The sequence below is a fragment of the Empedobacter sp. UBA3475 genome (assembly GCF_002378465.1).
Classification (GTDB): domain Bacteria; phylum Bacteroidota; class Bacteroidia; order Flavobacteriales; family Weeksellaceae; genus Empedobacter; species Empedobacter falsenii_B.
On record NZ_DFRA01000016.1, the window covers coordinates 1 to 23,189 of the forward strand.

The window sequence follows — 23,189 nt, forward strand, 5'->3', positions numbered from 1 at the left end:
TAACAAGGGGAAGATTACACTACATTATGTATCATTTTAATGACAGTTTATTATATAAAAAGAAATAAAATTGAGAATCCTATACCACCTATTTTCTAAATAAAACAAATTCAATATTAAAACATTAGCAATAGTTACCAAAATTTGGTAACTTTATTTTATTAAACTAAATAAGACGTTATGGGACGAAATACATCTGTTTCTTTGGGAAATTATTTTGAAGAATTTGTTGATACAAAAGTCTCTCAAGGAAGATACAAAAATGCAAGTGAGGTTATTAGAGCTGGTTTGAGACTTTTGGAAGAAGAAGAAGATAAAATTCAGTTATTGAAAAATTCGATACAAGAAGGTATAGATAGTGGAATTGCAGAGGATTTTGATGCAAAAAAACACCTCGAAACTTTGAAAGCCAAAATAAAAAATAATGGCTAAGTATTTCTTGACAAATAAAGCTGTTGAAGATCTTTCGAAAATATATGAATATACGTTTGAATTGTGGTCACAGAATCAAGCGGATAAATATTATGAAGAACTAATCAATTTTTGTCAGTTATTAGCCGAAAACCCCATGATTGGAAGAAATTATAGTGAGATTAATTCTGAACTTTACGGATTTTTAGCCAATCAACACATTATCTTTTATAGAATTCTAACTAAAGATGAAATTGAAATAACAAGAATTCTCGGTGCGGAAATGGATTTGAAGAATCGTATAAAAGAATAAACTTTTTAATTTTCTCACTTCAACTATTTTCACCGCAAAAAACGATTATACGAGAAAGCCAACTTTTTCAAGTTGGCTATTTTATTTACTTTGGATAAACGACTCGTGAAAAGCAACACGAAGTGTTGATCTATATTATAAAATTTTAAGCTTGCATCACAAAAATAGCAGGACGTTTATGAAAATCATACTTTTCATTTTTCCACTCTTTGATCGATAACGTGCGGATATCTTCGTCCTCTAATGTAATGTGGCACGCGACACAAATCTTGGTTTCGGCACGAAGAATCTTCGTTAAATCGTCTACCATTTGATTGTTACGATAAGGCGTTTCCATAAAAATTTGAGCAATTCCCGTTTTCGCGCTTTCAGCTTCCAAATGCGCTAATTTCTTTTTACGTTCTGTTTTATCGATTGGTAAATAACCGTGAAAAGCAAAGTTTTGACCATTCATTCCAGAAGCCATTAACGCCAACAAAATCGACGATGGACCAACCAAAGGAACTACCTGGATGCGTTTCTGTTGCGCAACTTTTACCAACTGCGCACCCGGATCTGCAACCGCAGGCAAACCAGCTTCGGAAATAATTCCGATCGTTTTGTTTTGATCAAATAATTTGATCAAATCTAACATTTCTTCTGGCTCTGTATCTTTGTTTAGAATGTAAATATCTAAATCGGCTTGAACTTTTTCGGGGCAAACTTGTTTGATAAATTTACGTGCAGATTTTTCGTTTTCTACCACAAACGTATCAATTGCTCGAATAATGTCAAGATTGTATAAAGGCAATACTCTACTGTGTTCGCTTTCACCTAAAAGTGAAGGAATCAAATAAACTTTAGCCGTTTTCATTGTATAATTTTAAAGATTATATTTTTTGATGATTCCGTCTGTGGCTTCATCTAATAATTGATAAACATGCTCGAAAGCATCTTCTCCATCGTAGTAAGGATCAGGAACATTTTGCGTTTGCCCTATTCCATCTTTCAAGATCAATTTGATTTTACTTTGCTCCTCTTCGCTTCGAGCTAATTGTTGCAAATTAATTAAATTTTGTTTATCCATTGCAAAGATTAAATCAAACTCATCGAAAAAAATTGGATTGAAAAGCATTGCACGTTGATCAGAAATATCAACACCATATTTTTTAGCAACCGCAACCGAGCGTCTATCTGGTTGTTCACCAACATGCCAATCACCCGTACCAGCAGAATCTACCAAATGATTGTCGCCAACCTTTGATTGTAAAATTCCTTCTGCCAACGGAGAACGACAAATATTACCTAAACAAACCATCAAAATTTTCATTGAAAAAATATTTATAGATTAATCTGAAATTTTACGTGAAATATCTTCAATATAACCACGAAATTGCTTGTCCGTTTCTTGTAAATTTTTCACTGTTTTACAAGCGTGTAAAACTGTTGCGTGATCACGTTTACCGATTTGTGTTCCAATACTTGCCAAAGACGCTTTTGTATATTGTTTTGCAAAATACATTGCTAATTGACGCGCTTGTACGACATCACGTTTACGTGTTTTTGACTGAATATCTTCAATCTTCACTTTAAAGTATTCACAAACTGTTTTCTGAATGTAATCAATCGAGATTTCTTTGCGAGCTGTTTGTACTAATTTAGATAACGTACGTGATGTTAAATCTAAGGTAATTTCACGTTTATTCAACGTTGCTTGCGCAATGATTGAGTTTAATGAACCTTCTAATTCACGCACATTTGTATCAATATTTTGTGCGATATAATCCATTACTTCATCAGGAAATTCGATACCATCGTTTTCTAATTTTTGTTTCAAAATTGAAAGACGTGTATTGTAATCAGGGTTTTGCAAATCGGCTGATAATCCCCATTTGAAACGAGAAATTAATCGATCTTCCATATCTTGAATATCTGCTGGAGATTTATCCGAAGTCAAAATAATCTGATTTCCTCTTTGATGTAAATGGTTAAATATATGGAAAAAAACTTCTTGCGTTTTTGCTTTTCCAGATAAAAACTGAATATCATCCATAATCAAAACATCAATCATTTGATAAAAGTGAATGAAATCATTTTGATTATTATTTTTTACAGCTTCAATAAATTGTTGTGTAAATTTCTCAGTTGAAACATACAAAACAGTTTTCTCTGGGTGTAAATCTTTTACTTCTAAACCTATCGCATGCACCAAATGAGTTTTTCCTAACCCTACTCCACCATAGATGAATAGTGGATTGAACGAAGTTCCTCCTGGGCGTTTGGCAATCGCACGACCAGCCGCACGTGCTAATCGGTTTGATTCTCCTTCGATAAAATTATTGAATGTATAATTATGATTTAATTGCGAATCAATTTTTAATTTTTGCAATCCTGGAATAACGAAAGGATTCATCATTTTACCAGCTTGCAAATTAATTGGCGCTTCTACCTCTTGTGGGCGAGGTTTTTCTTTGTTCGAACTTGGAATACGTACCGTGAATGGCTCACGTCCTTGCGACTTTTGATCCATCAAAATACTGTATACCAATTTTGCATCAGAACCTAATTCTTTTTGTAAGGCACTTTTTAAAATTTTGATATAATGCTCCTCTAACCATTCGTAAAAAAATTTACTTGGTACTTGTATTGTTAAAACATTATTATTTAGTTTGCCCGGACGTATCGGTACAAACCAAGTATTGAAGGCATCTTCTGCAATGTTGTCTTTTATAAAAGACAAGCATTTTTCCCACACAGAATTTGCAGTTATCGTCATAATATTGTCCAAAAGTGCTTAAGTTTTAATGTAAAATACTGAAAGTCAATGTTAAATTTTCATCAACCCTTCTCTACAAAATTGTGAACAAATTTTGAATAAAAAAAATGATTTAGGTATTGATATATTAAAAAATACTTTGTATAATTAAAAATAATCAATAAGTAGTTTTAGATAAAATAAAAATACTGCAAAGATAATCTTTTCGGACATATTTTGGCTTATAAAACTATTAATTCTTATTTTTGTATCACTATGGAAATTACACAAGAAAAAATTGACTTCGCAATTATCAAAGTAGAAAATCATTTAAATGATTTGGGCGTCAAAAATAATTTTTCTCTTTTACGAATTGAACAAGGTGAAGAAAAAAATGTAAGGACTTTTTATTATGAAATAGCAAATCCTACTTTCAAAACAATTATTCAAATTCAATATGATTTCTTAAAAGAAGAGCAAAAAGATTCTTCGCAAACTTCTTTTAGTTGGATGGATTACAAAAAAATTACTGAATAGACTTTTTCATTTTTTATATAATTAATGATAAAGTCTTTTTTTTGTTCTCTACTTTTGAAGATTAAAATGATGTTTTAGAAAATTATGGAGAAGATAGAAGAAACCGAACAATTAAATGTTTTTCGCACCAAAACTCGTATTCTATATAAACACACCGATCAAATGAAAGTGGTTTATTATGGAAATTATCCTGAGTTTTATGAAATTGGTCGTGTAGAATTGATGCGCAAACGTGGTTTTCCTTATGCTGAATTGGAAGCAATGGGAATTCAGATGCCAATTATTGAAATGCATACAAAATATATTGGTAGCGCTTTGTACGATGAATTAATCGAAATTGAAACAACAGTTCATGAGCGTGACAAAGGTGTTCGCATTCGATTTGATTACAATATATATAATGAAGTGGGAAAAATAATTAATCAAGGATACACTATTTTATGTTGTATTGATGCCGAAACTCGTCGTCCTGTTCGTATTCCAGAACGTATTTGGACAAGTTTAGGTTTATAATATTATTTAGAATCATTAATTATTCGTTAAAACAAATTCTTGCAAATGATTTCTCATTAAATTTGTTCCTTAACAAAACATGATTAAAAACGAATGTCAACACTTCAAGAAAAAATCAATCAAACGATTGTAGACGTTATCGATTTTCCAAAAGAAGGAATTGTCTACAAAGACATTACTCCATTGTTCTTAAATTCTGAACTTTCGAATGAAATTGTAGACGCTTTTGTAGAAAAAGCAAAAGGTAAAGTGGATATTGTTTGTGGAATTGAAAGCCGTGGATTTTTGTACGGAATTCAGATTGCACAAAAATTAAAAGTTCCTTTTGTATTAATTCGTAAAGCTGGTAAATTACCTCCTCCAACAATTAGTCAATCTTATGATTTGGAATATGGACAAGCAACTATCGAAGTAAATTCGAATTACATCAAAGATGGTGCGCGAGTTCTAATTCACGACGATGTTTTAGCAACTGGTGGAACTGCCGAAGCTTGTGCTAAATTGGTAGAAAAATGTGGTGGAAAAACAACACAGTTTTCTTTTATTGTTGATTTAACTTTCCTACATGGTAAAGATAAATTAACATCTTTTACAACTGATATTGTTACTTTAACAGAATATTAAACTAAAAACTCCGCTCAAAATTTTGAGCGGAGTTTTTTTTATTTTTTAGGCGCTATAATCACTTCTGGCGCTCTTTCATTACCAATATCCAACAAAGCTTTTATATTCGCTAAAATTTCTCTAAAACTCTGTTTACCTTCCGTTTTATAAGGTCCGCTATCCGCATTATATCCAATACAATCCAATCCGAAAACTTTTCCTAAGAAAAGCGCTCTTTTGAGATGATAAGATTGAGAAATTAAAATCACTTTATCAAATTGATAAATATTTTTGGTTCTGTAGATTGTGCTATATGTATCCAAACCTGCTCCATCTAGATAAGTATCTTCAATTTTGACACCTCTATCCAACAAGTATTTTTCCATCACATCAATTTCATTAAAATTCTCGTGAAGTTTTTCTCCAGAAAGTAAAATTACATCCACTTGATCCTCTTTGTAAAGTCGAATTGCAGCATCCAAACGATCTTTCAAAAAACGAGTTGGTTGTCCATTAGCTTGCACTTTTGCACCAAAAACAACTGCCACACGATAATCTGACGGAATATTTCCTTGATAATTGTAAATGTAATACGAAGTAAAAACTTGAATAATCAATGCAACGATCAAAGTAAAAACCGCTATTAATCCAGCGATAAACATACTTTTACGCATTACAAATCTTCCTATTTTTACAAGTTTACTCAACTATCTTTTGTTTTAAAAAATTTTAACATTCAACAGTCTATAAGTTTAGTGATATTTAAAAATTATAAATGTGAAAATTATTTTAAATTTTTCATCGTAATTTTAGAGAATGAATGAGATTGAGTTAAGAACAGTTACCGTTGAACGCTATTTGCAACCTTTGCGCGAAGGTGGTTCTTTGCCTGCACTAGCTGATGCAGATGACGGTTTTAAATATGTTTTAAAATTTAAAGGTGCTGGTCATGGTCCTCGCATGCTGATTTCTGAATTATTAGGAGGAGAAATTGCACGTGTTTTAGGATTTAAAGTTCCTGAATTAGTTTTTGCAAATTTGGACGAATATTTTGGTCAATCCGAAGCTGATGAAGAAATTCAGGATTTGTTAAAATTTAGCGAAGGAACTAATTTGGCTTTGCATTATTTATCTGGTGCAATCAATTATGATCCTGCTGTAATGAAAATTGATGATAAATTATCTTCTCAAATTGTTTGGTTAGATGCTTTTTTGACGAATGTTGATCGTACTTTTCGCAATACAAATATGTTAATGTGGCACAAAGAATTGTGGTTGATTGATCATGGTGCTTCCTATTATTTTCATCATTCGTGGGACAATTGGGAAAAAGCAGCTCTTGCACCCTTTACGCCAATTAAAGACCATGTTCTATTGAAAAATGCTACAAAACTTGAAGAAGTTGATACAGAATTTAAAGCGATTTTGAATGATGAAATCATTGATAAAATTGTCGATTTGATTCCTGATGAATGGTTAGAAACAGAAGTTACACATGCTACTCACGAAGAAATGAGAACGGTTTACAAAACATTTATCAAAACACGATTACAACATTCCGAACTTTTTATAAACGAAGCGAATAATGCCAGAAAAAATCTTATATGAGTATGCAATTCTTCGTTTGGTTCCTAAAGTTGAACGCGAAGAGTTTATCAATGTTGGAGTAATTTTATTTTCGAAAAAAGAAGATTATTTGAAAGTAAAATATTTTATTAATGATAGTAGAATCAATGCTTTTTGCCACGAATTAGATCTTGATTTTATTGACAGTAATTTGAATGCTTTGTCTAAAATTGCCGAAGGAATTCATCCCGAATCTGCTGTATCTAATTTCGAAACCCCTGAACGTTTTCGTTGGTTAACAGCTGTCAGAAGTTCGTCTATCCAAAGTTCTCGTCCGCATCCTGGTAAAACAACAAACCTTGATAAAACCTTGGATCAATTATATAAAGAACATGTTTTATAAAAGTTAAACGCTTAAAAACGAATGTTTTAAAAATATTTTCTTAAATTTGGTCATACATTAATTTTAAATTATTTATCGCCATGAGTACATTAAGAAACAAAGTTCAGCTAATTGGGAATGTTGGTAGCAATCCTGATGTTAAAACATTAGAAAACGAAAAGAAGTTTACAAAATTTAGTCTAGCAACGAACGAAAGCTACACAAATAGCAAAGGTGAGAAAGTTCAGCAAACGACGTGGCACAATTTAGTTGCTTACGGACCAATTGTAAATGTGATCGAAAAACATGTAGAAAAAGGGAAGCAACTTGCTATAGAAGGCAAATTGACTTACCGAGATTATCAAGATAAAGATGGTCAACAAAAAACGATTACAGAAATTATAATTGATGAAATTGTACTTCTTTAGCGTTTAAAATAAAAGGGAAACAGTGATGTTTCCCTTTTATTATTTTATAAGATTCCAAAATAAATTTGGAATATGAATTATCCTAACATTCGAATCGCGGTTTTTAGACCTTCAATAAATGTATCTATTTCTTCTTTTGTATTATAAACAGCGAATGAAGCTCGTACCGTTCCCGGAATATTGAAATGCTGCATAATTGGTTGTGCACAATGATGACCAGTACGAACAGCAATTCCTTTTTTATCCAAAATCATTCCGACATCAGATGAATGAACGCCGTCAAATTTTAAGTTGAAAGAAACTGCGCCAGAATGTTCTGCATCTTTTGCATAAATCTCCACTTCATCAAATTCTGATAGACGTTGAATTGTATAATCTACCAATTCTTTTTCGTAATCGTGAATCGTTTGCATTCCAATAGAATTGATAAAATCTACCGCAGCTCCAAGTCCGATAATTCCTGCAATATCTGGTGTACCAGCTTCGAATTTGAAAGGTAAACAAGCGTATGTTGAAACCTCCATTGTTACATCTTTTATCATCTCTCCTCCTCCGTGGAAAGGTGGTAATTCATTCAAAATATCTTCTTTTCCATACAAAATACCGATTCCAGTTGGACCGTACATTTTATGACCAGAAAAAACCAAGAAATCACAATCCATTGCTTGAACATCAATTGCAGTATGTGGAGCAGATTGTGCCGCATCAATCAAAACCCAAGCACCTTTTGCATGCGCTTTTTCGATAATTGTTTTGATCGGATTTACAACACCTAATGCATTTGAAACTTGATTAACACAAACTAATTTGGTTTTATCTGTCAATAAATCATCCAACTTCTCAATATCCAAAATACCTTCTGCAGTTAACGGAATATATTTTAGTTTAGCACCAGTTCGCTGACACAACAATTGCCAAGGAACGATATTAGAATGATGCTCGATTTCGGTAATAATAATTTCATCATCGGCTGATAAAACATTACGAAGTGAATTAGAAACTAAATTAATTCCTTCCGTCGTTCCACGCGTAAAAATAATTTCGTAATCGTGTTTCGCATTGATAAATTTCTGAATCTTACGACGCGATTCTTCCATCAAATCTGTTGCTTCTTGACTTAATGTATGAATTCCACGATGTACATTTGCATTGTACTTTTCGTAATATTCGTCCAAAACATCTAAAACAACTTTCGGTTTTTGAGAAGTTGCACCATTATCTAAATAAACCAATGGTTTTCCGTTGACTTCTCTATTTAAAATTGGAAATTGACTTCTTATTTGTTGAATATCTATTGACATTTTTTTAAGTTTTGAGTAATGAGTTATGAGTGATGTGTAATAAAAAAGTAAGTATTCAAAATAGTTTCAAATACTTACTTTATATTTCAAAATAAGTTCAACTTAAAACTTATTACTTATAACTCAGAACTATATTTTATAATTCGAAATCTAAACTAACTCCTAATTTTTTTGCAATTATAGAGTTAACTCGATTTGAGATTTGTGGAATTTGTACATGTCGCAAAGCGTCTGCAGCAAAGGCATACAATAACATTGCTTTCGCTTCTTTCTTTGGAATACCACGTTGTTGCATATAGAACAAAGATTCTTCTTCTAATTGTCCAACTGTACATCCGTGCGAACATTTTACATCATCAGCAAAAATCTCTAATTGAGGTTTTGTATTAATTGAAGCTCCATCAGATAATAAAACATTATTATTTTGTTGGAATGCATTCAATTTTTGCGCTTCTTTGTGAACATAGATTTTACCATTGAAAACTCCTTGCGCTTTCTCATCATAAATTCCTTTGTACAATTCGTGCGACTCACAATTCGGGAAATTATGCTCCACAAATGTATGATGATCGATATGTTGTTTTCCATCAATCACCGTAATTCCGTCCATTACAGAGTTACAATTTTCTCCATTTTGGAAGAAATTCAAATTGTTACGTACAATTTTTCCTCCAAAAGCAAACGTAAATACATTGGCACGAGAATCTCTTTCTTGATTGATGTATGTATTATCAACTAAAGAAGCATCGTTAGAATCATTTTGGAATTTGTACCAATGAATCTCAGAATTACGTCCAACATTCACCTCCGAAACAACATTTGTTAAGTTTGCTTTTTCGTCTAATGTTTGATGTCTTTCGATAATTTGAACTTGCGCATTATCTCCAACTACAACCAAATTACGTGGTTGATACATCGCTTCTTGAGAAGCTCCTGTTGAGAAATAAACAATCTGAATTGGCTTAGATAAAATTACATTATTTGGAACATAAATGTAAGCTCCATCTTTTGCAAAAGCTGTATTTAAAGCAACTAAACTTTCACCTTTTTTCGCAATTTTTCCGTAATAATTCTCAATTACAGCTTGATGAGTTGTTTTATGCATTGCGCTTGACAAGACACAAATATCAGCTTCATCATGTGTTGTATTTGACAAAAACGAAGAATATTTTCCATTAATGAATACGATTGTGTACGTATCGATATCATTAATCAAATATTTCTTGATGTCTTTGTACTCAATTGCAACTTCGTCTTCTGGGAACAATTTGTAATCCACCTTCAACAAAGGAGCAAGATTTGTATATTTCCATTCTTCGTCTTTACGTGTCGGAAAACCTTTTTGATTAAAGATTTCGATGGCTTCTTGACGTAAACCTTCGATTTCTTTATTCACTTTGTTTTTTTCGTTGAACACTAAATGACGAGAAACTAAATTTTCTTTTAAATCAATCATTTTAGATATTGTATTAATGTATTATGTAAGAAGTAAAAAGTACTTTGGACTTAATACATTTTACATTTTACAAAATGTTTAGATTCCTGCTTCTTCTTTTACCCAGTCGTAACCTTTTGCTTCTAATTCTAAAGCTAATTCTTTACCACCAGATTTAATGATTTTTCCGTCTGCTAAAACGTGTACAAAATCAGGAACGATATAGTCTAATAAACGTTGGTAGTGTGTAATTACTAACACTCCATTGTTTTCATTTTTGAATTCGTTTACACCATCCGCAACAATACGTAAAGCATCAATATCTAAACCAGAATCAGTTTCATCTAAGATGGCTAATTTTGGGTTTAACATTAACATTTGGAAAATTTCGTTACGTTTTTTCTCACCTCCAGAGAAACCTTCGTTAAGCGAACGAGATAAGAAATCTTTTTTGATTCCTAATAATTCAGCTTTTGCACGAATTTCTTTCAACATTTCAGAAGCTCCCATTTCTTCTAAACCTTGCGCTTTACGCGTTTCGTTGATAGAAGTTTTGATGAAGTTTGTTACAGAAACTCCAGGAATTTCGATTGGATATTGGAAAGACATAAAAATTCCTTTTTGTGCTCTTTCTTCTGGTGCTAATTCTAAGATTGATTCATTATCAAACTCGATATCACCATCGGTTACTTCGTAATCTTCTTTACCTGTAATAACGTTAGATAAAGTTGATTTTCCTGCACCATTAGGTCCCATAATCGCGTGAACTTCACCTGGATTAATTTGAAGGTTTAAACCTTTTAAAATTTCGCGCTCTTCGATACGAGCATGTAAGTCTTTTATATTTAATAACATAATCTAATTTGTAAATTAGTTAATGTGATAATTCTTTAATTATCTTGATTTTGATGTACTTATAATTTTATTCACAATTTTAGAAATGTTTACCAATTTATCAGATAAACTTTCTGTATTTGGATAATTTTTAGATAATTGACATAATTCTAACCAATACTTGGTTTCATCAATTTCTTTTGCTGCAATCTTAAACTTGTGAATAAAATCATTCAAGCTTTCAGCGTTTTGAGCTTCTCTAATATTTGCTCCTATTGAAGTTCCTGATTTTAATAATTGATTTGAAATAACAAATTTCTTATCCAATTCAAGTTCTTCACAATATTCTATAATTAATAGTGAAAATTCTAAAGTTAATTTTAAAATGATATTATCTTTTTCCATCATTAACTCATTAACAAATTATCACATCAACTCATTATTAATAACTATCCTACAGAACCTTCTAATGAGATTTCTAATAATTTTTTCGCTTCAACGGCAAACTCCATTGGTAATTTGTCTAATACTTCGCGGCTAAATCCGTTTACGATTAATGCAATCGCTTTTTCAGTATCGATACCACGTTGATTACAATAGAACAATTGATCTTCACCAATTTTAGAAGTTGTTGCTTCGTGTTCTAATTGAGCCGATTTATTTTCGATTTCGATGTAAGGGAAAGTATGCGCACCACACTCGTTACCCATCAACAATGAATCACATTGAGAGAAGTTACGTGCTCCTTCAGCGTTTTTCATCACTTTCACCAAACCACGGTAAGAGTTTTGAGATTTACCAGCAGAAATACCTTTCGAAATAATTGTCGATTTCGTATTCTTACCGATGTGAATCATTTTTGTTCCTGTATCCGCTTGTTGATAATTATTTGTTACCGCAATTGAGTAAAACTCACCTACCGAATTATCTCCTTTTAAGATACAAGATGGATATTTCCATGTTACCGCAGAACCTGTTTCAACTTGCGTCCACGATACTTTTGCATTTTTCTCGCAAACTGCACGTTTTGTTACAAAGTTGAAAACTCCACCTTTTCCTTTATCATCACCAGGATACCAGTTTTGTACAGTAGAATATTTGATCTCAGCATCATCCATAATGATTAACTCAACCACAGCAGCGTGTAATTGGTTTTCATCACGCATTGGCGCTGTACAACCTTCTAAATACGAAACATAAGCACCTTCGTCCGCAATTAATAAAGTACGCTCAAACTGTCCTGTTCCTGCAGAGTTGATACGGAAATACGTTGATAATTCCATTGGACAACGAACACCTTTTGGAATATAACAGAATGATCCGTCCGAGAAAACTGCCGAGTTTAAAGCTGCATAAAAGTTATCTGTTGGCGGAACTACTTTACCAATGTATTTTTTCACCAATTCTGGATGTTCTTTAATTGCTTCCGAAATTGACATAAAAATAATTCCTTTTTCTGCTAATGTTTCGCGGAAAGTTGTTTTTACTGAAACTGAATCAAAAACCACATCAATCGCAACTCCAGACAAACGTTTTTGTTCATCTAAAGAAATTCCTAATTTCTCGAAAGTTTTTAATAATTCAGGATCAACTTCGTCTAAACTTGCTAATTCTTTCTTTGGTTTTGGAGCTGCATAATACTGAATAGCCTGAAAATCTGGCTTTTCGTAAGTTACGTTTGCCCATTCTGGTTCTTCCATTTTAACCCAAGCGCGGTAAGCTTCCAAACGCCATTCCGTCATCCACTCAGGCTCCTCTTTTTTGGCTGAAATAGCACGCACGATATCTTCATTCAATCCAACTGGGAATTCTTCATATTCCATTTCAGTCGTCCAACCAAACTCATATTGCTTTTGGCTAGCAAGATCTTCACGTAGATCGTCTTCTGTATATTTTGTGTTACTCATCTTATTATTTATAAAATGTATAGGTAAAATTAAACTGTAAAGGTTGCTGTTTATCAGCTTTATTTCCTAAAAATTTGAATTCTTTTAATCGTTGATTTTGATCTAAAATCACCTCAAATTGTGGTTGATTATTTTTCGAAATCTGATATTTATTTTGAGCAATTAATTTAATTTCTGACCAAGGTCCTTCTACCAAATTAATTTTTTCTGTTTTTTGCGCAACATCTGGTGTATATTCTTTTATTTTGAATGGCACCTGAAATGTCGAATTGCTATAACAAATCTTATTAATGTCTTGACCTAATGATTTTGTAATTCTACAATCGTGCATTAATCGATCTTCGAAACCAATTTTCTGCTCCATATAGGTTTTCTTCAACATCACATCTCCTTCTAACCAAATGATATCAAAAAGTTTATTTCCGTTTTTGACATACATATTTTCTTGGTCATAAAAGAATTGATTTGTTTTTACTTCACTTCCTTTTCTTGCTATTGTTTCGGCAGAAATTACACCATCTTTGTACGTATAACTTACTTTAGTTGGTGTTGCAACCTCATCTGTCAATTCAAAATCAAGAAGATTTCCTGTCGCATCATAATTTGCTTTGTACGCAACTTTTTTGTTTGATGCATTGGTAATGGTGATTGTTTTGATTTTTGATTCGTCTAAATCCAACGCTTTTATAAAAGGTTTTACATTAAACAAACCGAAAAATAGTTGTTCTGAATAAGCTTTATTCAATTTTTTTGAAGATTCGGTTGGTTGAAAAACCATCAAATCTTTTTCTACAATTGTATTTTGTCCAAAAGCAACAAAACCAATCAAAAACGTAACGAATAAAGCTATTTTTTTCATCTTAAACAGCAAAACTTTCTCCACAACCGCACGTGCGCGATGCATTTGGATTATTGAATACGAAACCTTTTCCATTCAATCCTCCTGAATATTCTAATGTCATTCCAACAAGGTATAAAAATGATTTTTTGTCAACCAAAATTCTTACGCCATTGTCGTCAAACAATTTGTCATCTGCACTTTGTTCTTTCGTAAACTCTAAATTATAGTTTAAACCTGAACATCCTCCACTCGTAACTCCTACACGAACAAAAGATTCTTCGATAGAAGTTCCTTCTTCTTGTAAAAGTGATATTATTTTATTTTTTGCTGATTCTGAAACCTTAATCATTTGATTCTAATTTTATATTGCAAAGATACTTATTTAAAATGACTTCAAATAATGAACGATATAAATATTAACAATCGCTTAAGTTATATTATTTATCGCCAACTTACAATTTGATCAAATTACTTCAATCCCAATTTGTTTCGCGTACGTTTCAATACTTTTTGTGCAACATCTCTTGCTTTCAATGCACCATTTTCTAAAAATGCATCCAAAGTCACTTTATCATTCATCAACTCATCAAATTTAGTACGCGCATCAGCATATTTCTCTAAAATTAATTCGTATAAAGTCTGTTTTGCATGACCATATCCGTAACCTCCATTCAAATAATTTTGACGCATTTCCTCTACTTGTTCTGGCGTTGCCAATAATTTGTATAAAGCAAAAACATTGTCTGTATCTGGATTTTTAGGATCTTCTAATGGAGTTGAATCCGTTTCAATCGACATTACTTGCTTGCGCAATTGTTTCTCTGGTAAGAAAATATTGATAAAATTATTTCTTGATTTAGACATTTTGTTTCCATCAGTTCCTGGAATCAACATAATATTTTCATCAATTGCAGCTTGTGGTAAAACAAAAGTTTCTCCCATTTGGTGATTGAATTTTTCGGCAACACTACGTGTAATTTCTAAATGTTGCAATTGATCTTTCCCAACAGGTACAACTTCAGCATCATACAATAAAATATCCGCAGCCATCAAAATTGGATACGTAAATAATCCTGCATTTACATCTGCTAAATAATCTGCTTTATCTTTGAAAGAATGCGCTAAAGTAAGACGTTGAAATGGAAAGAAGTTCAATAAATACCATGTTAATTCTGTTGTTTCAGTCACATCAGATTGACGGTAAAAAACTACTTTCGAAGGATCTAAACCTAATGCCAGCCAAGTTGCAGCCACTTCGTACGTATTTTGTTTTAACACTTCCGCATCTTTAATTTGCGTTAAAGCGTGTAAATCAGCAATAAAAATGAAAGAGTCATTTCCTTCTTTCTCCGTTAATTCGATTGCTGGAGAAATTGCTCCTAAAATATTTCCTAAGTGCGGAGTTCCAGTAGCTTGAACTCCTGTAAGTATTCTTGGCATTTGTTTTAAAATTTAAGAAGCAAAGATAAACTTAATCAACGAAATGCACCAATTGTAACGAGAAGTTTATTTGAATTAATTGACAAGAATGACGAAAAACATATGGATGCACTAAAAAAGCTTTCCAATTTGTCGAAATGGCCAAGAAATTGTGCGACTTAATTTTCTTAAAATAGTTGGAGATTTATAATAACTTACAACTGCAGCACCTAAAACAATATCTCCTGTTTCAGTTTTTATATTCTGACATATAGAAGAATTTGTAAAAGTGAATTCTTTAATTCCATAGCTATCATATTCTAAAGTATAAAAATCTTGATTAATCGGAACCTTTATTTTAAACTCACCATTTTCATTTGTATATACAATATTTTTCGAATTTTTAAGATTTACTGGAATATCATATTCTGGAAAACCATTACCATCATTAATAATTCCTTGCACTACAATCGAATCATTTTCTGTTTGTGCTTTTGTGATAGTTGAAAAGCTTAAAAATCCAACTAAAGAAGAAAGTTGTAACCATCTTTTGGATTGATTAGAAATAGATTTTGAAGCTTCGTATGAATTAAATTGTTCTAAATTTCTGGTTTTAATTTTTACACAAGCGGTAGGATTATCATTCAGAAAAGTTTTTAATTCTTTGAACGAATAATGGTCCAAATTGTGAACACATTTAGAACAAACATCACAAAACTTTTGTTGTGACTCCGCATCCTTCATTTCGTTCCAATTCTGATTGCATTTTTTATCAATTTGTAGCTGCATAAAAATCTACTTTTCAATAAAATTAAACTTTTTTCGAAAATTTTTCAAACCTCAACCAACCTTTTTGCAAAAAGATGAATCTATAAAGAAAAAAGATTCATTAACCTTAAATTATATTGATATGAGTAACAAAGCTTTTTTAGACATTCTTTTCGAAAACCGAAACAAAGAATATGGTGCGTACCAACTAAGACAAGTTGCAAACCACGATTTGATGAAATCTCTTTTTGTTGGGATTGGTATTGTTGCATTAATTACTGGTGGAACTATTTATGCAAATAATAAAACAATGAATAATGAAATAACAAAAAAAGATGATGGTGTAATTGTTATTTTAGATAATGTGACTCCTCCTGATAAAAAAATAGAAGAAGTAACTCCTCCAAAAGAAGATCCACCGATGGAAGAAAAAACAATTCAATTAAAAACAGATCAGGCGAAACATATTATTCCAACTCCAACAGAAAGTCCAAAAGTTGAAGAAACTATAAAATCTGTTGACGAACTAAAAGGAAAAGATTTAGGCGTTTTTAATAGAAATGGTGATAAATCTAATGGACAAGTTGGTGGTGGAGAAGTAAGTGACGAAGGAAATAAAGTAGGTAAACAAAATACGGACATTCCAGAAGGTCCAAAAACTCCAGAACCTAAAAAACCTGATGTTGCAATTTCAGCGAAAAATGCTGCAGTAATGGCAATTTATCCTGGTTGTGAAAGTGAGAGCAAAAAAGGAAATGCAGCTTTAACAAAATGTATGAGTGATAAAATCTCGAAAGAGTTAGGTGGAGAATTAAGTGATTTTGCCGAAACTGCTTCTCGAAATAATATTGGTTCAGCGGTTGCAAAAATGCAATTTATTGTAAACAAAAATGGAGAAATTTCACAAGTAAAACCGTTAAGTGGAAGTAATCAAGATTTAGGCAAAGAAGCTAAATCTGCGTTGGAGCGTATCAATAAACAAATTCTAAGAAAAGGTAAAAAAATAACGCCTGCAAAATTAGAAGATGGTTCGGATGCAAATTTAATCTTTTCAATTCCTGTTAGATTTCAAACAAACGAATAATTAATAATACTTTTCTTTCTGAAACCATTGCATTCATTTTTTTGAGTGTGATGGTTTCTATTGTTTAAGAAATTGAATATCTATTCAGAAAAAGTTCTTTTAAATGTATATTTGTCGCATAAAATTTAAGTTTTAAGTCAATCTTAACACAATAAAATTGTAACTTCGTTGCGAATTATGAATAAGAATATTGTTTACGGATTGATTGGTTTCGGTTATTTTTTGATCGGAATTTTTACTTGGAAATATCAGTTTTTCATCATCAAATTAGATGAAATAAAAGCGATGTTATTGGGTATTTTATTTATTGTTTATGGCGCTTTTCGTGTTTATCGCGGTATAAAATCTTATAAAAATGATCAAAAAAATTAGTTTACTTTCACTTTCGGCCTTTCTTATTTTTTCCACTTTTAGTTGTAAAGACAAAGAAAAACAGACAAAAGCTGAACAAAAAACTGCTGTAAAACGCGCTTTACACGAATACGGAGATTTGGCAATGACGGTAGATCCAAGCTTTAAGAATTTGGCGCAATCGTTAGCAAATATGTATATGGTTGATTATCCAGATGTAAAAATTACGATTAACGAAGAGATTGAAGAAAAAGCTATCAAAGATTTTTATGAAGGGAAGATTCCTATTTTGATGGTAAGTAAGCCTTTAACAAAAGCTCAACAACAACATTTATTCAATAAAACAACAACAAAATATATTTCTTCTGTAATTGCATTAGACGCAACAGTTTTTATTACCTCTGTTGATAATTCAATCAACTCTATCTCGATGAATGATATTAAGGATAATTTGTATAAAAATGATCCGAAAATAACATTTGTTTACGATCATCCAAACTCTGCCAATTACAATACAATAAATGATAAATTAAAATTATCTGTAGAAAATGGCGCAAAAGTAACAGCTATGGGCGATGCAGAAAAAGTGATTGATTTTGTACAAAAAGATAAAACTGCAATCGGAATTATTGGATTGAATATTTTAAGTGATAAAGGAAATCCGAAAGTTGAAGAATATCTTAAAAAGGTAAAAATATTATCAATTGCAGATGATAAAGGAAATTTAGCATTGCCAACTATTCCGAATTTGAAATATGGTGTTTATCCTTTTTATCGTCAAATTTATATTTTGAAAAATGAAGTTGGTTTCGGAATTGGAGCTGGTTTCACAAGGTTTGCAGGTTCGCAACGTGGACAAAAAATTGTAACACGCGAAAGTCTTCAACCTTATTATATTTATAAACGTGAAGTTCAAATTAATAATCTAGAACAACCCTTACAATAAAAACAGAAAACCTTCCGAAATGGAAGGTTTTTTTTGGTTATTTTCTATTATCTATCTCTTTTCTTAATTCTATTATATGTTTGAAATTAGACAGATCTTCTTCATTCAAACTATACCATTCAATCCAATCTATACGCATTGTTTTGTCATATTCTCCTAACAAAGCATCAAGTAAAATATAAATTGTATTTTGCATTTGTCCACTACCATCAAAATTCTTGATGTATAAATCTATTCCATATAAACCTTCATTTATAGACGATTTATAATACAAATCATCATAAGATATTTCATAATCATTGTAACGAATCCCTAAATTATCATTACCAATTCTTTGGCGAAAAGCAATAATATTCCAATTTTTGAATTTCGGAGATTGTTTAACTAGTTTTTCAACTGATACAAAACTCTCTTTTAAACCATCAGCCGAAATCGTAAATTCTCTTTTCCCATTTTCTAATATTGGACTTGAATTAAAAGCTAAATTTGAATCAACCTTTACTAATTCATTTCTAATCTTATCATACAATTCTAATTGTAATTCTTTGCTATCTATATTATCATAAACGTATTTTTCATTTTTTTTAAACCAATTCCAAAAATTAGTTTCTGGACTTGACTTACAAAAACTAAAAGATGAACAACCAACAATAAATAGGACTAAAAGTAAAATTTTATTCATTATTCATAATATTAATCAAATCTTGCTCCCCAAGGGTTTTGCAAATCGAAACCTAAATTAAATAACATTCCGTTCTTGCGACCATCAACTTGATAATCTGATAAACCAATATCGTAGGAAATTCCAGCTTTTAAAGAACCAACTTTAAACTTTAGGATTGGTGAAACAAACAACGGATTGCTATTTTTAGAATCCATTCCTTGCTTGTACCCTACTCCAATATCAACGCCTTGATTATTGTCTCCAAAACCAATATGCGACATCAAGTTTATATCCAAATGACGCTCCGAATTCGAGTTCAAATTATACACCAAAGAAGGTTCTAACGCAATTCCTTCGGAAACGTTCCATTTATATCCAACATTGAAATAATACCACGTTGGCAAAGGCTCTACATTGTTCACATAATACACATTTTGGCTTAACGGAATATCCAAAACCGACACTCCAGCGGAGAAACCAGCATATTTGAAAGATAATCCCAAATTCGCAAAATATGTAGAATATTTATCTTCTTGTAAAGCAGGGTCATTCGGATCTTCTGCGATAATTTTTGAATAATCAAAACGTTGCGAAACATTAGAAGCACCAACACCGAAAGAGAAAACATTGATTTCATCTCCATCATAACTTCTATCATCAATAGGAATGTGATATGCTGCATTAATTCCGAAACCAGTCATTTTAACTGCCCCATTTCTATCGTTGAAAAATTGCATTCCCAACGCCAAACGATCTACAATAATTCCGTGAGCACTTACCGTTTGTGTACTTGGACTTTCAGGTAAATCGTCCCACTGATTGCGATGCGTTCCTGTTATAGAAATCACATTCGGGTCTTGTCCTGCGTACGAAGGATTAATTAACATTTTATCACTCACCAAATAGTGATTATAAAACGGTAACCCTTGTTGTGCTTCTACTTTATAAAGTGAGAATAGAGTTAATATGAATAGTGTTATTTTTTTCATAAATATGTTTCAATCAATTAATTGATTTTTCGTTTAACTAATATACTACCAGAATATAAAACTTGCAAATCATCTGATTGCTTCGAGAATTCTAACAAATACCAATATGTCCCATCTGCAACAGGTTTACCATTTAGCGTTCCGTCCCATTTTATAATATCTGTTCCTTCTTGTGTCAATATCTGTTTTCCGTAACGGTCAAAAATAATCAATTTGTACGAATTTGATGTATCGGTAACTTTACCATCTTTTGTCATTGGTTGCCAAATATCATTAAAACCATCATTATTTGGTGTTACAACATTTGGTAAAGCAAGGTAAATAACATTTTTACGCTCCGAAACTCCACAATTATTCAATCTTACTCTTACTGTAAAATTATTATTTTTGATATTATCTGGAATAATTAATTCATTCTTTGTTTGCCAATCTACAATTACTTTTCCATCAGAATCAAACAACGCATATTCTAACTTTCCATTTCCTTTTGCAGAAACAATTATACTTTTTTCGTTGATTGTAATTTTATCAATTGTAGGCAATACTGAAAGAGAAACAACTAACGTTTTAACAATAGAACAACCCGATAATTTATCTTCAATTGTAATTTTATAATTACCTGCATCAAGCTCAAAAATATATGTTCCTAAAATTCTAGTTCCATCTTCTTTTTCTACCTCATAATAATACTTATCGTAATCTGTTTGAGTTGTAAAATCTAACTTATATTTTTCTCCTGTACACAATGGATCTGGATTTTCAACCTCGATATTAGGTAAAGAATTTTTCTTGTAGTTTAATTTTAAGGTAATCACACCACAATAGTCCAAATTATAAAAATCAACATCTACTGAACCTTGATTAGAATTAAATTGATCAAAAATTTGATCTTTTGTTTTAGAACTTGTTAAAGAATAATTAGTTTGAATGTAATCTAAAATTGCTTGAATTTGAGTTTTCGCATCATCGTTTTCACCTTCACAAAAAACAATTGGATTCGCTTTTGTATAACTTTCTAATGAAGGAACATCAACAATTAAATCTTGTTTTTTATTGACCGTTAATTCTACAGCTGTTAAACAAATCTCTCTTAATGTATTTTTAAATTCAATTGGAATATTCAAAGAAGTATTTCCTCCAAAATTCAATATTCTTTGGATAGAATTTCCTTGAATATATTCTGTTCCATCAATAAATATTTTGTAATCAAAAACATTTAGTCCGAAATTATTTTTTAATAAATCATCATCAATTGTTAATGTTTCTCCTTCGCAAAACACACCTGAAAATGTTGCAGATACAACATTTGGTTGATTAACTGTTTTTACAATTAAATACATATCTTCTGAAAAACAGCTTTCACCAACTTTTTTTATTTTAAAACTTAATGTTTGATTAGAATTTGCATTAACATTAACTGGTAAAAATGGTGTTCCATCTAAATTAAAAATATCAAAATCTGTAATGTTTGAAATTCCAAATTTATCTTTAATATGTTCTTTTATTTCATCTATATCAAAAGTATAATTTTGTGTCACACCTAAACAAACAGGATTGAATAAAACTTCAAAAGGTTTTGTAGGAATAGAAGAATCATTTAACGTAATTTTCAACGGAGCTGTAGATTCACAAAAACCAGCTTTATTTCCTGTAATTGATAAATTAAAACTTGTTTGTGTTCTATTGTTGTAAATCTCATTATACAAATTTTGAAGTTGTGATTCAATATAACTTGTACCATTATAAACCAAATTTATAGTAACTAAATTATCATTCTTTTTTACATTATTGATGATTAATTCAAATTCAGAAAAAGAAAAATCACTTCGGCAAAAAGTTAAAGTCAAATTATCCAAATCTACATTTGTTTTTTTTCTTAACTGTAAACTCTACAATATTACTTGTACAAGATGCATCAGAACGATCTTCAATCTGAACATTAAACTTAGCTTCATTCCCAATAAAATTATAAGGTGTTGTTGGCATATTCACTAAACGATAAATAGTTGAGTCAACTCCTAAAGCAGTTAAAATTTCAGCTTCTGATAAAATTTCAGTATTACAAACTTCTGCAAATTTTCCAGAAGGTAAAATAGGATTTGAGTTAATTAGCTTAAATTCAACTTCTCTTGAAAATAAATCTATAGAACAGAACTCAGCACCAATATATTTTAATTTGATTCTATAATTATTAGAATTATTTAAAGGAATATTTCCATTAACAATTGCGTCATCAACATATACTTCATAATCTGCATATTTAGAGGAATTAATAGATGGAGATATTCTACTAATTAAATCCTCTTTTAAAAAAGTTATTGACGTAGCACAATATTGTTCTGTTTTGTTTTGAACTGTATAAATCAACTCTGGAATAAATTTGAATTTTATAGATTTATAGATATAAACTAATTTATTAGAATTATCATAAACTCTGGCATACAAAATTTGTTCTATTCCGTTAATATAGCTGATATTATCATTTGTAGATGTATTATCTGGTTTATAAAATTCTATATTCCCAACATTTATACTTGGGTCTGAAACTCTAATATCATTTATAATTTTGGTCTTCACATCTGATAATAAATAATCATCTGTATAACAATGGTTATCAAAAACAAGATTATCTACTGTTTTAGCTCCACTAATTGTTAACTCTAAAATTGGATTATCTGTACCATAAATTGCTATTACAATAATTTCTCCTTCTTTTAACTTACTTCCATTTTCAAAAGCACTTACAAAACCATCTGTAGAATTTGATATACAATCATTTAATTTACCACCCTTTAAACCCTTCTCTTTTGTTATGTTACTATAAACAGCTCTAATTGGATTTATAGTTGTATATTCATTAGAACTTGAACCTGTTCTTACAAAAATATCATTAGGATTCGAATTTTTCGAAAGTCTCCATAACATAAAATGGAATTTATCAATATTTCCTTTCAATGTAAATTCAAAATCCATATCATTCGGTGCTACGTAATAATAAAAATTATAATAGCCAGTTGTATGGAACTCACAATTCATTAAACGTGGAACAAAAGAATTTACACTTTCGTTAGGTAATGTTATTCCAGAAGTTACTATATCATTAATTTTATTTATTAAAGGATGTGTAATCTTCCCTAAAAAACGGAACGTTTAAAAATATAGT

Annotated in this window: 28 protein-coding genes; 11 read left to right on the top strand and 17 right to left on the bottom strand. The window is 31.0% G+C overall.

What is annotated here, in order from left to right; all coding sequences use genetic code 11:
• The first annotated feature begins 180 nt into the window (after positions 1-180).
• Together B3I31_RS04405 and B3I31_RS04410 are read left to right on the top strand one after the other, a co-directional pair.
• Complete coding sequence (locus tag B3I31_RS04405; RefSeq protein WP_219034673.1) at positions 181-432, top strand: type II toxin-antitoxin system ParD family antitoxin; 252 nt, start codon at positions 181-183, stop codon at positions 430-432.
• Entirely contained in the window at positions 425-724 is a 300-nt protein-coding gene (locus B3I31_RS04410; protein WP_219034672.1) for a type II toxin-antitoxin system RelE/ParE family toxin, read from the top strand. Before B3I31_RS04405 ends, B3I31_RS04410 begins: the two co-directional genes overlap by 8 nt.
• Positions 725-869: 145 nt before the next feature.
• Here B3I31_RS04410 and B3I31_RS04415 read toward each other — a convergent pair whose 3' ends face one another.
• Genes B3I31_RS04415 through dnaA form a run of 3 tightly spaced genes read right to left on the bottom strand, consistent with a single transcriptional unit; the run spans position 870 to position 3,479 of the window.
• Positions 870-1,577, bottom strand: coding sequence for an SAM-dependent methyltransferase (locus B3I31_RS04415; protein ID WP_286495863.1), 708 nt, complete (start codon positions 1,575-1,577; stop codon positions 870-872).
• Between the two features lie 9 nt (positions 1,578-1,586).
• Complete coding sequence (locus tag B3I31_RS04420) at positions 1,587-2,033, bottom strand: low molecular weight protein-tyrosine-phosphatase (RefSeq protein ID WP_291060038.1); 447 nt, start codon at positions 2,031-2,033, stop codon at positions 1,587-1,589.
• Positions 2,034-2,051: 18 nt separating this feature from the next.
• A complete protein-coding gene (gene dnaA, locus B3I31_RS04425; RefSeq protein ID WP_286495871.1) occupies positions 2,052-3,479 on the bottom strand; it encodes a chromosomal replication initiator protein DnaA in 1,428 nt (475 codons plus the stop codon).
• 255 nt (positions 3,480-3,734) lie between these two features.
• Between dnaA and B3I31_RS04430 the strand changes: the two genes are divergently transcribed.
• The 3 genes from B3I31_RS04430 to B3I31_RS04440 all read left to right on the top strand — a co-directional run bounded on the left by B3I31_RS04430 (position 3,735) and on the right by B3I31_RS04440 (position 5,132).
• On the top strand, positions 3,735-3,995 hold the full coding sequence (locus tag B3I31_RS04430; RefSeq protein WP_291060036.1) for a hypothetical protein: 261 nt from the start codon (positions 3,735-3,737) through the stop codon (positions 3,993-3,995).
• Between the two features lie 84 nt (positions 3,996-4,079).
• Positions 4,080-4,508, top strand: a complete 429-nt coding sequence (locus tag B3I31_RS04435; RefSeq protein ID WP_125349076.1) for an acyl-CoA thioesterase — start codon at positions 4,080-4,082, stop codon at positions 4,506-4,508.
• A 93-nt stretch (positions 4,509-4,601) separates the two neighbouring features.
• A complete protein-coding gene (locus B3I31_RS04440; protein WP_219035195.1) occupies positions 4,602-5,132 on the top strand; it encodes an adenine phosphoribosyltransferase in 531 nt (176 codons plus the stop codon).
• A 38-nt stretch (positions 5,133-5,170) separates the two neighbouring features.
• Here the strand turns inward: B3I31_RS04440 and B3I31_RS04445 are convergent, their stop codons facing one another.
• Positions 5,171-5,818: a SanA/YdcF family protein gene (locus B3I31_RS04445; RefSeq protein WP_286495865.1), complete on the bottom strand. Its 648-nt coding sequence runs from the start codon at positions 5,816-5,818 to the stop codon at positions 5,171-5,173.
• A 109-nt stretch (positions 5,819-5,927) separates the two neighbouring features.
• Between B3I31_RS04445 and B3I31_RS04450 the strand changes: the two genes are divergently transcribed.
• The 3 genes from B3I31_RS04450 (at position 5,928) to B3I31_RS04460 (ending at position 7,487) form a co-directional block, all read left to right on the top strand.
• A complete protein-coding gene (locus B3I31_RS04450; RefSeq protein ID WP_219035197.1) occupies positions 5,928-6,719 on the top strand; it encodes a HipA family kinase in 792 nt (263 codons plus the stop codon).
• The gene (locus B3I31_RS04455) at positions 6,697-7,080 is read left to right on the top strand and encodes a DUF3037 domain-containing protein (RefSeq protein ID WP_125349073.1); all 384 of its coding nucleotides are present in this window, start codon (positions 6,697-6,699) and stop codon (positions 7,078-7,080) included. Before B3I31_RS04450 ends, B3I31_RS04455 begins: the two co-directional genes overlap by 23 nt.
• A gap of 80 nt (positions 7,081-7,160) precedes the next feature.
• A complete protein-coding gene (locus tag B3I31_RS04460; protein ID WP_125349072.1) occupies positions 7,161-7,487 on the top strand; it encodes a single-stranded DNA-binding protein in 327 nt (108 codons plus the stop codon).
• Positions 7,488-7,564: 77 nt separating this feature from the next.
• Here the strand turns inward: B3I31_RS04460 and B3I31_RS04465 are convergent, their stop codons facing one another.
• From B3I31_RS04465 to B3I31_RS04505, 9 genes are all read right to left on the bottom strand, one after another.
• Positions 7,565-8,788 carry an aminotransferase class V-fold PLP-dependent enzyme gene (locus B3I31_RS04465; protein ID WP_257468255.1) on the bottom strand — a complete coding sequence of 408 codons (1,224 nt, stop codon included), beginning with the start codon at positions 8,786-8,788 and terminating at the stop codon, positions 7,565-7,567.
• A gap of 136 nt (positions 8,789-8,924) precedes the next feature.
• A complete protein-coding gene (sufD, locus tag B3I31_RS04470; protein ID WP_219035198.1) occupies positions 8,925-10,244 on the bottom strand; it encodes a Fe-S cluster assembly protein SufD in 1,320 nt (439 codons plus the stop codon).
• Positions 10,245-10,322: 78 nt separating this feature from the next.
• The gene (sufC, locus tag B3I31_RS04475) at positions 10,323-11,078 is read right to left on the bottom strand and encodes a Fe-S cluster assembly ATPase SufC (RefSeq protein WP_219035199.1); all 756 of its coding nucleotides are present in this window, start codon (positions 11,076-11,078) and stop codon (positions 10,323-10,325) included.
• 39 nt (positions 11,079-11,117) lie between these two features.
• A complete protein-coding gene (locus tag B3I31_RS04480) occupies positions 11,118-11,462 on the bottom strand; it encodes a four helix bundle protein (RefSeq protein WP_219035200.1) in 345 nt (114 codons plus the stop codon).
• 44 nt (positions 11,463-11,506) lie between these two features.
• Positions 11,507-12,964 carry a Fe-S cluster assembly protein SufB gene (gene sufB, locus B3I31_RS04485; protein WP_114999857.1) on the bottom strand — a complete coding sequence of 486 codons (1,458 nt, stop codon included), beginning with the start codon at positions 12,962-12,964 and terminating at the stop codon, positions 11,507-11,509.
• A gap of 4 nt (positions 12,965-12,968) precedes the next feature.
• A complete protein-coding gene (locus tag B3I31_RS04490) occupies positions 12,969-13,823 on the bottom strand; it encodes a hypothetical protein (protein WP_221854567.1) in 855 nt (284 codons plus the stop codon).
• 1 nt (position 13,824) lies between these two features.
• Entirely contained in the window at positions 13,825-14,154 is a 330-nt protein-coding gene (locus B3I31_RS04495) for a HesB/IscA family protein (RefSeq protein WP_180906272.1), read from the bottom strand.
• Positions 14,155-14,273: 119 nt separating this feature from the next.
• The gene (trpS, locus tag B3I31_RS04500) at positions 14,274-15,245 is read right to left on the bottom strand and encodes a tryptophan--tRNA ligase (RefSeq protein ID WP_286495867.1); all 972 of its coding nucleotides are present in this window, start codon (positions 15,243-15,245) and stop codon (positions 14,274-14,276) included.
• A 111-nt stretch (positions 15,246-15,356) separates the two neighbouring features.
• Positions 15,357-16,013 carry a hypothetical protein gene (locus B3I31_RS04505; protein WP_286495869.1) on the bottom strand — a complete coding sequence of 219 codons (657 nt, stop codon included), beginning with the start codon at positions 16,011-16,013 and terminating at the stop codon, positions 15,357-15,359.
• A 121-nt stretch (positions 16,014-16,134) separates the two neighbouring features.
• On the opposite strand from B3I31_RS04505, the gene B3I31_RS04510 reads away from it, so the two are divergent.
• From B3I31_RS04510 to B3I31_RS04520, 3 genes are all read left to right on the top strand, one after another.
• The gene (locus tag B3I31_RS04510) at positions 16,135-17,076 is read left to right on the top strand and encodes an energy transducer TonB (protein ID WP_219035203.1); all 942 of its coding nucleotides are present in this window, start codon (positions 16,135-16,137) and stop codon (positions 17,074-17,076) included.
• 177 nt (positions 17,077-17,253) lie between these two features.
• The gene (locus B3I31_RS04515) at positions 17,254-17,448 is read left to right on the top strand and encodes a C4-dicarboxylate ABC transporter (RefSeq protein WP_135834486.1); all 195 of its coding nucleotides are present in this window, start codon (positions 17,254-17,256) and stop codon (positions 17,446-17,448) included.
• A complete protein-coding gene (locus B3I31_RS04520) occupies positions 17,432-18,373 on the top strand; it encodes a PstS family phosphate ABC transporter substrate-binding protein (RefSeq protein WP_135834485.1) in 942 nt (313 codons plus the stop codon). The genes B3I31_RS04515 and B3I31_RS04520 overlap by 17 nt, the downstream gene beginning before the upstream one ends.
• A 37-nt stretch (positions 18,374-18,410) precedes the next feature.
• Here B3I31_RS04520 and B3I31_RS04525 read toward each other — a convergent pair whose 3' ends face one another.
• Genes B3I31_RS04525 through B3I31_RS04540 form a run of 4 tightly spaced genes read right to left on the bottom strand, consistent with a single transcriptional unit; the run spans position 18,411 to position 23,062 of the window.
• Entirely contained in the window at positions 18,411-19,055 is a 645-nt protein-coding gene (locus B3I31_RS04525) for a hypothetical protein (protein WP_291060033.1), read from the bottom strand.
• Positions 19,056-19,066: 11 nt separating this feature from the next.
• Positions 19,067-20,026 (bottom strand): PorP/SprF family type IX secretion system membrane protein, encoded by a 960-nt coding sequence (locus B3I31_RS04530; RefSeq protein ID WP_291060031.1) that lies wholly within the window; start codon positions 20,024-20,026, stop codon positions 19,067-19,069.
• Positions 20,027-20,043: 17 nt separating this feature from the next.
• Positions 20,044-21,882, bottom strand: a complete 1,839-nt coding sequence (locus B3I31_RS04535; RefSeq protein ID WP_219035208.1) for a T9SS type B sorting domain-containing protein — start codon at positions 21,880-21,882, stop codon at positions 20,044-20,046.
• Positions 21,875-23,062, bottom strand: a complete 1,188-nt coding sequence (locus tag B3I31_RS04540) for a hypothetical protein (RefSeq protein WP_291075741.1) — start codon at positions 23,060-23,062, stop codon at positions 21,875-21,877. Before B3I31_RS04540 ends, B3I31_RS04535 begins: the two co-directional genes overlap by 8 nt.
• Positions 23,063-23,189: the final 127 nt, after the last annotated feature.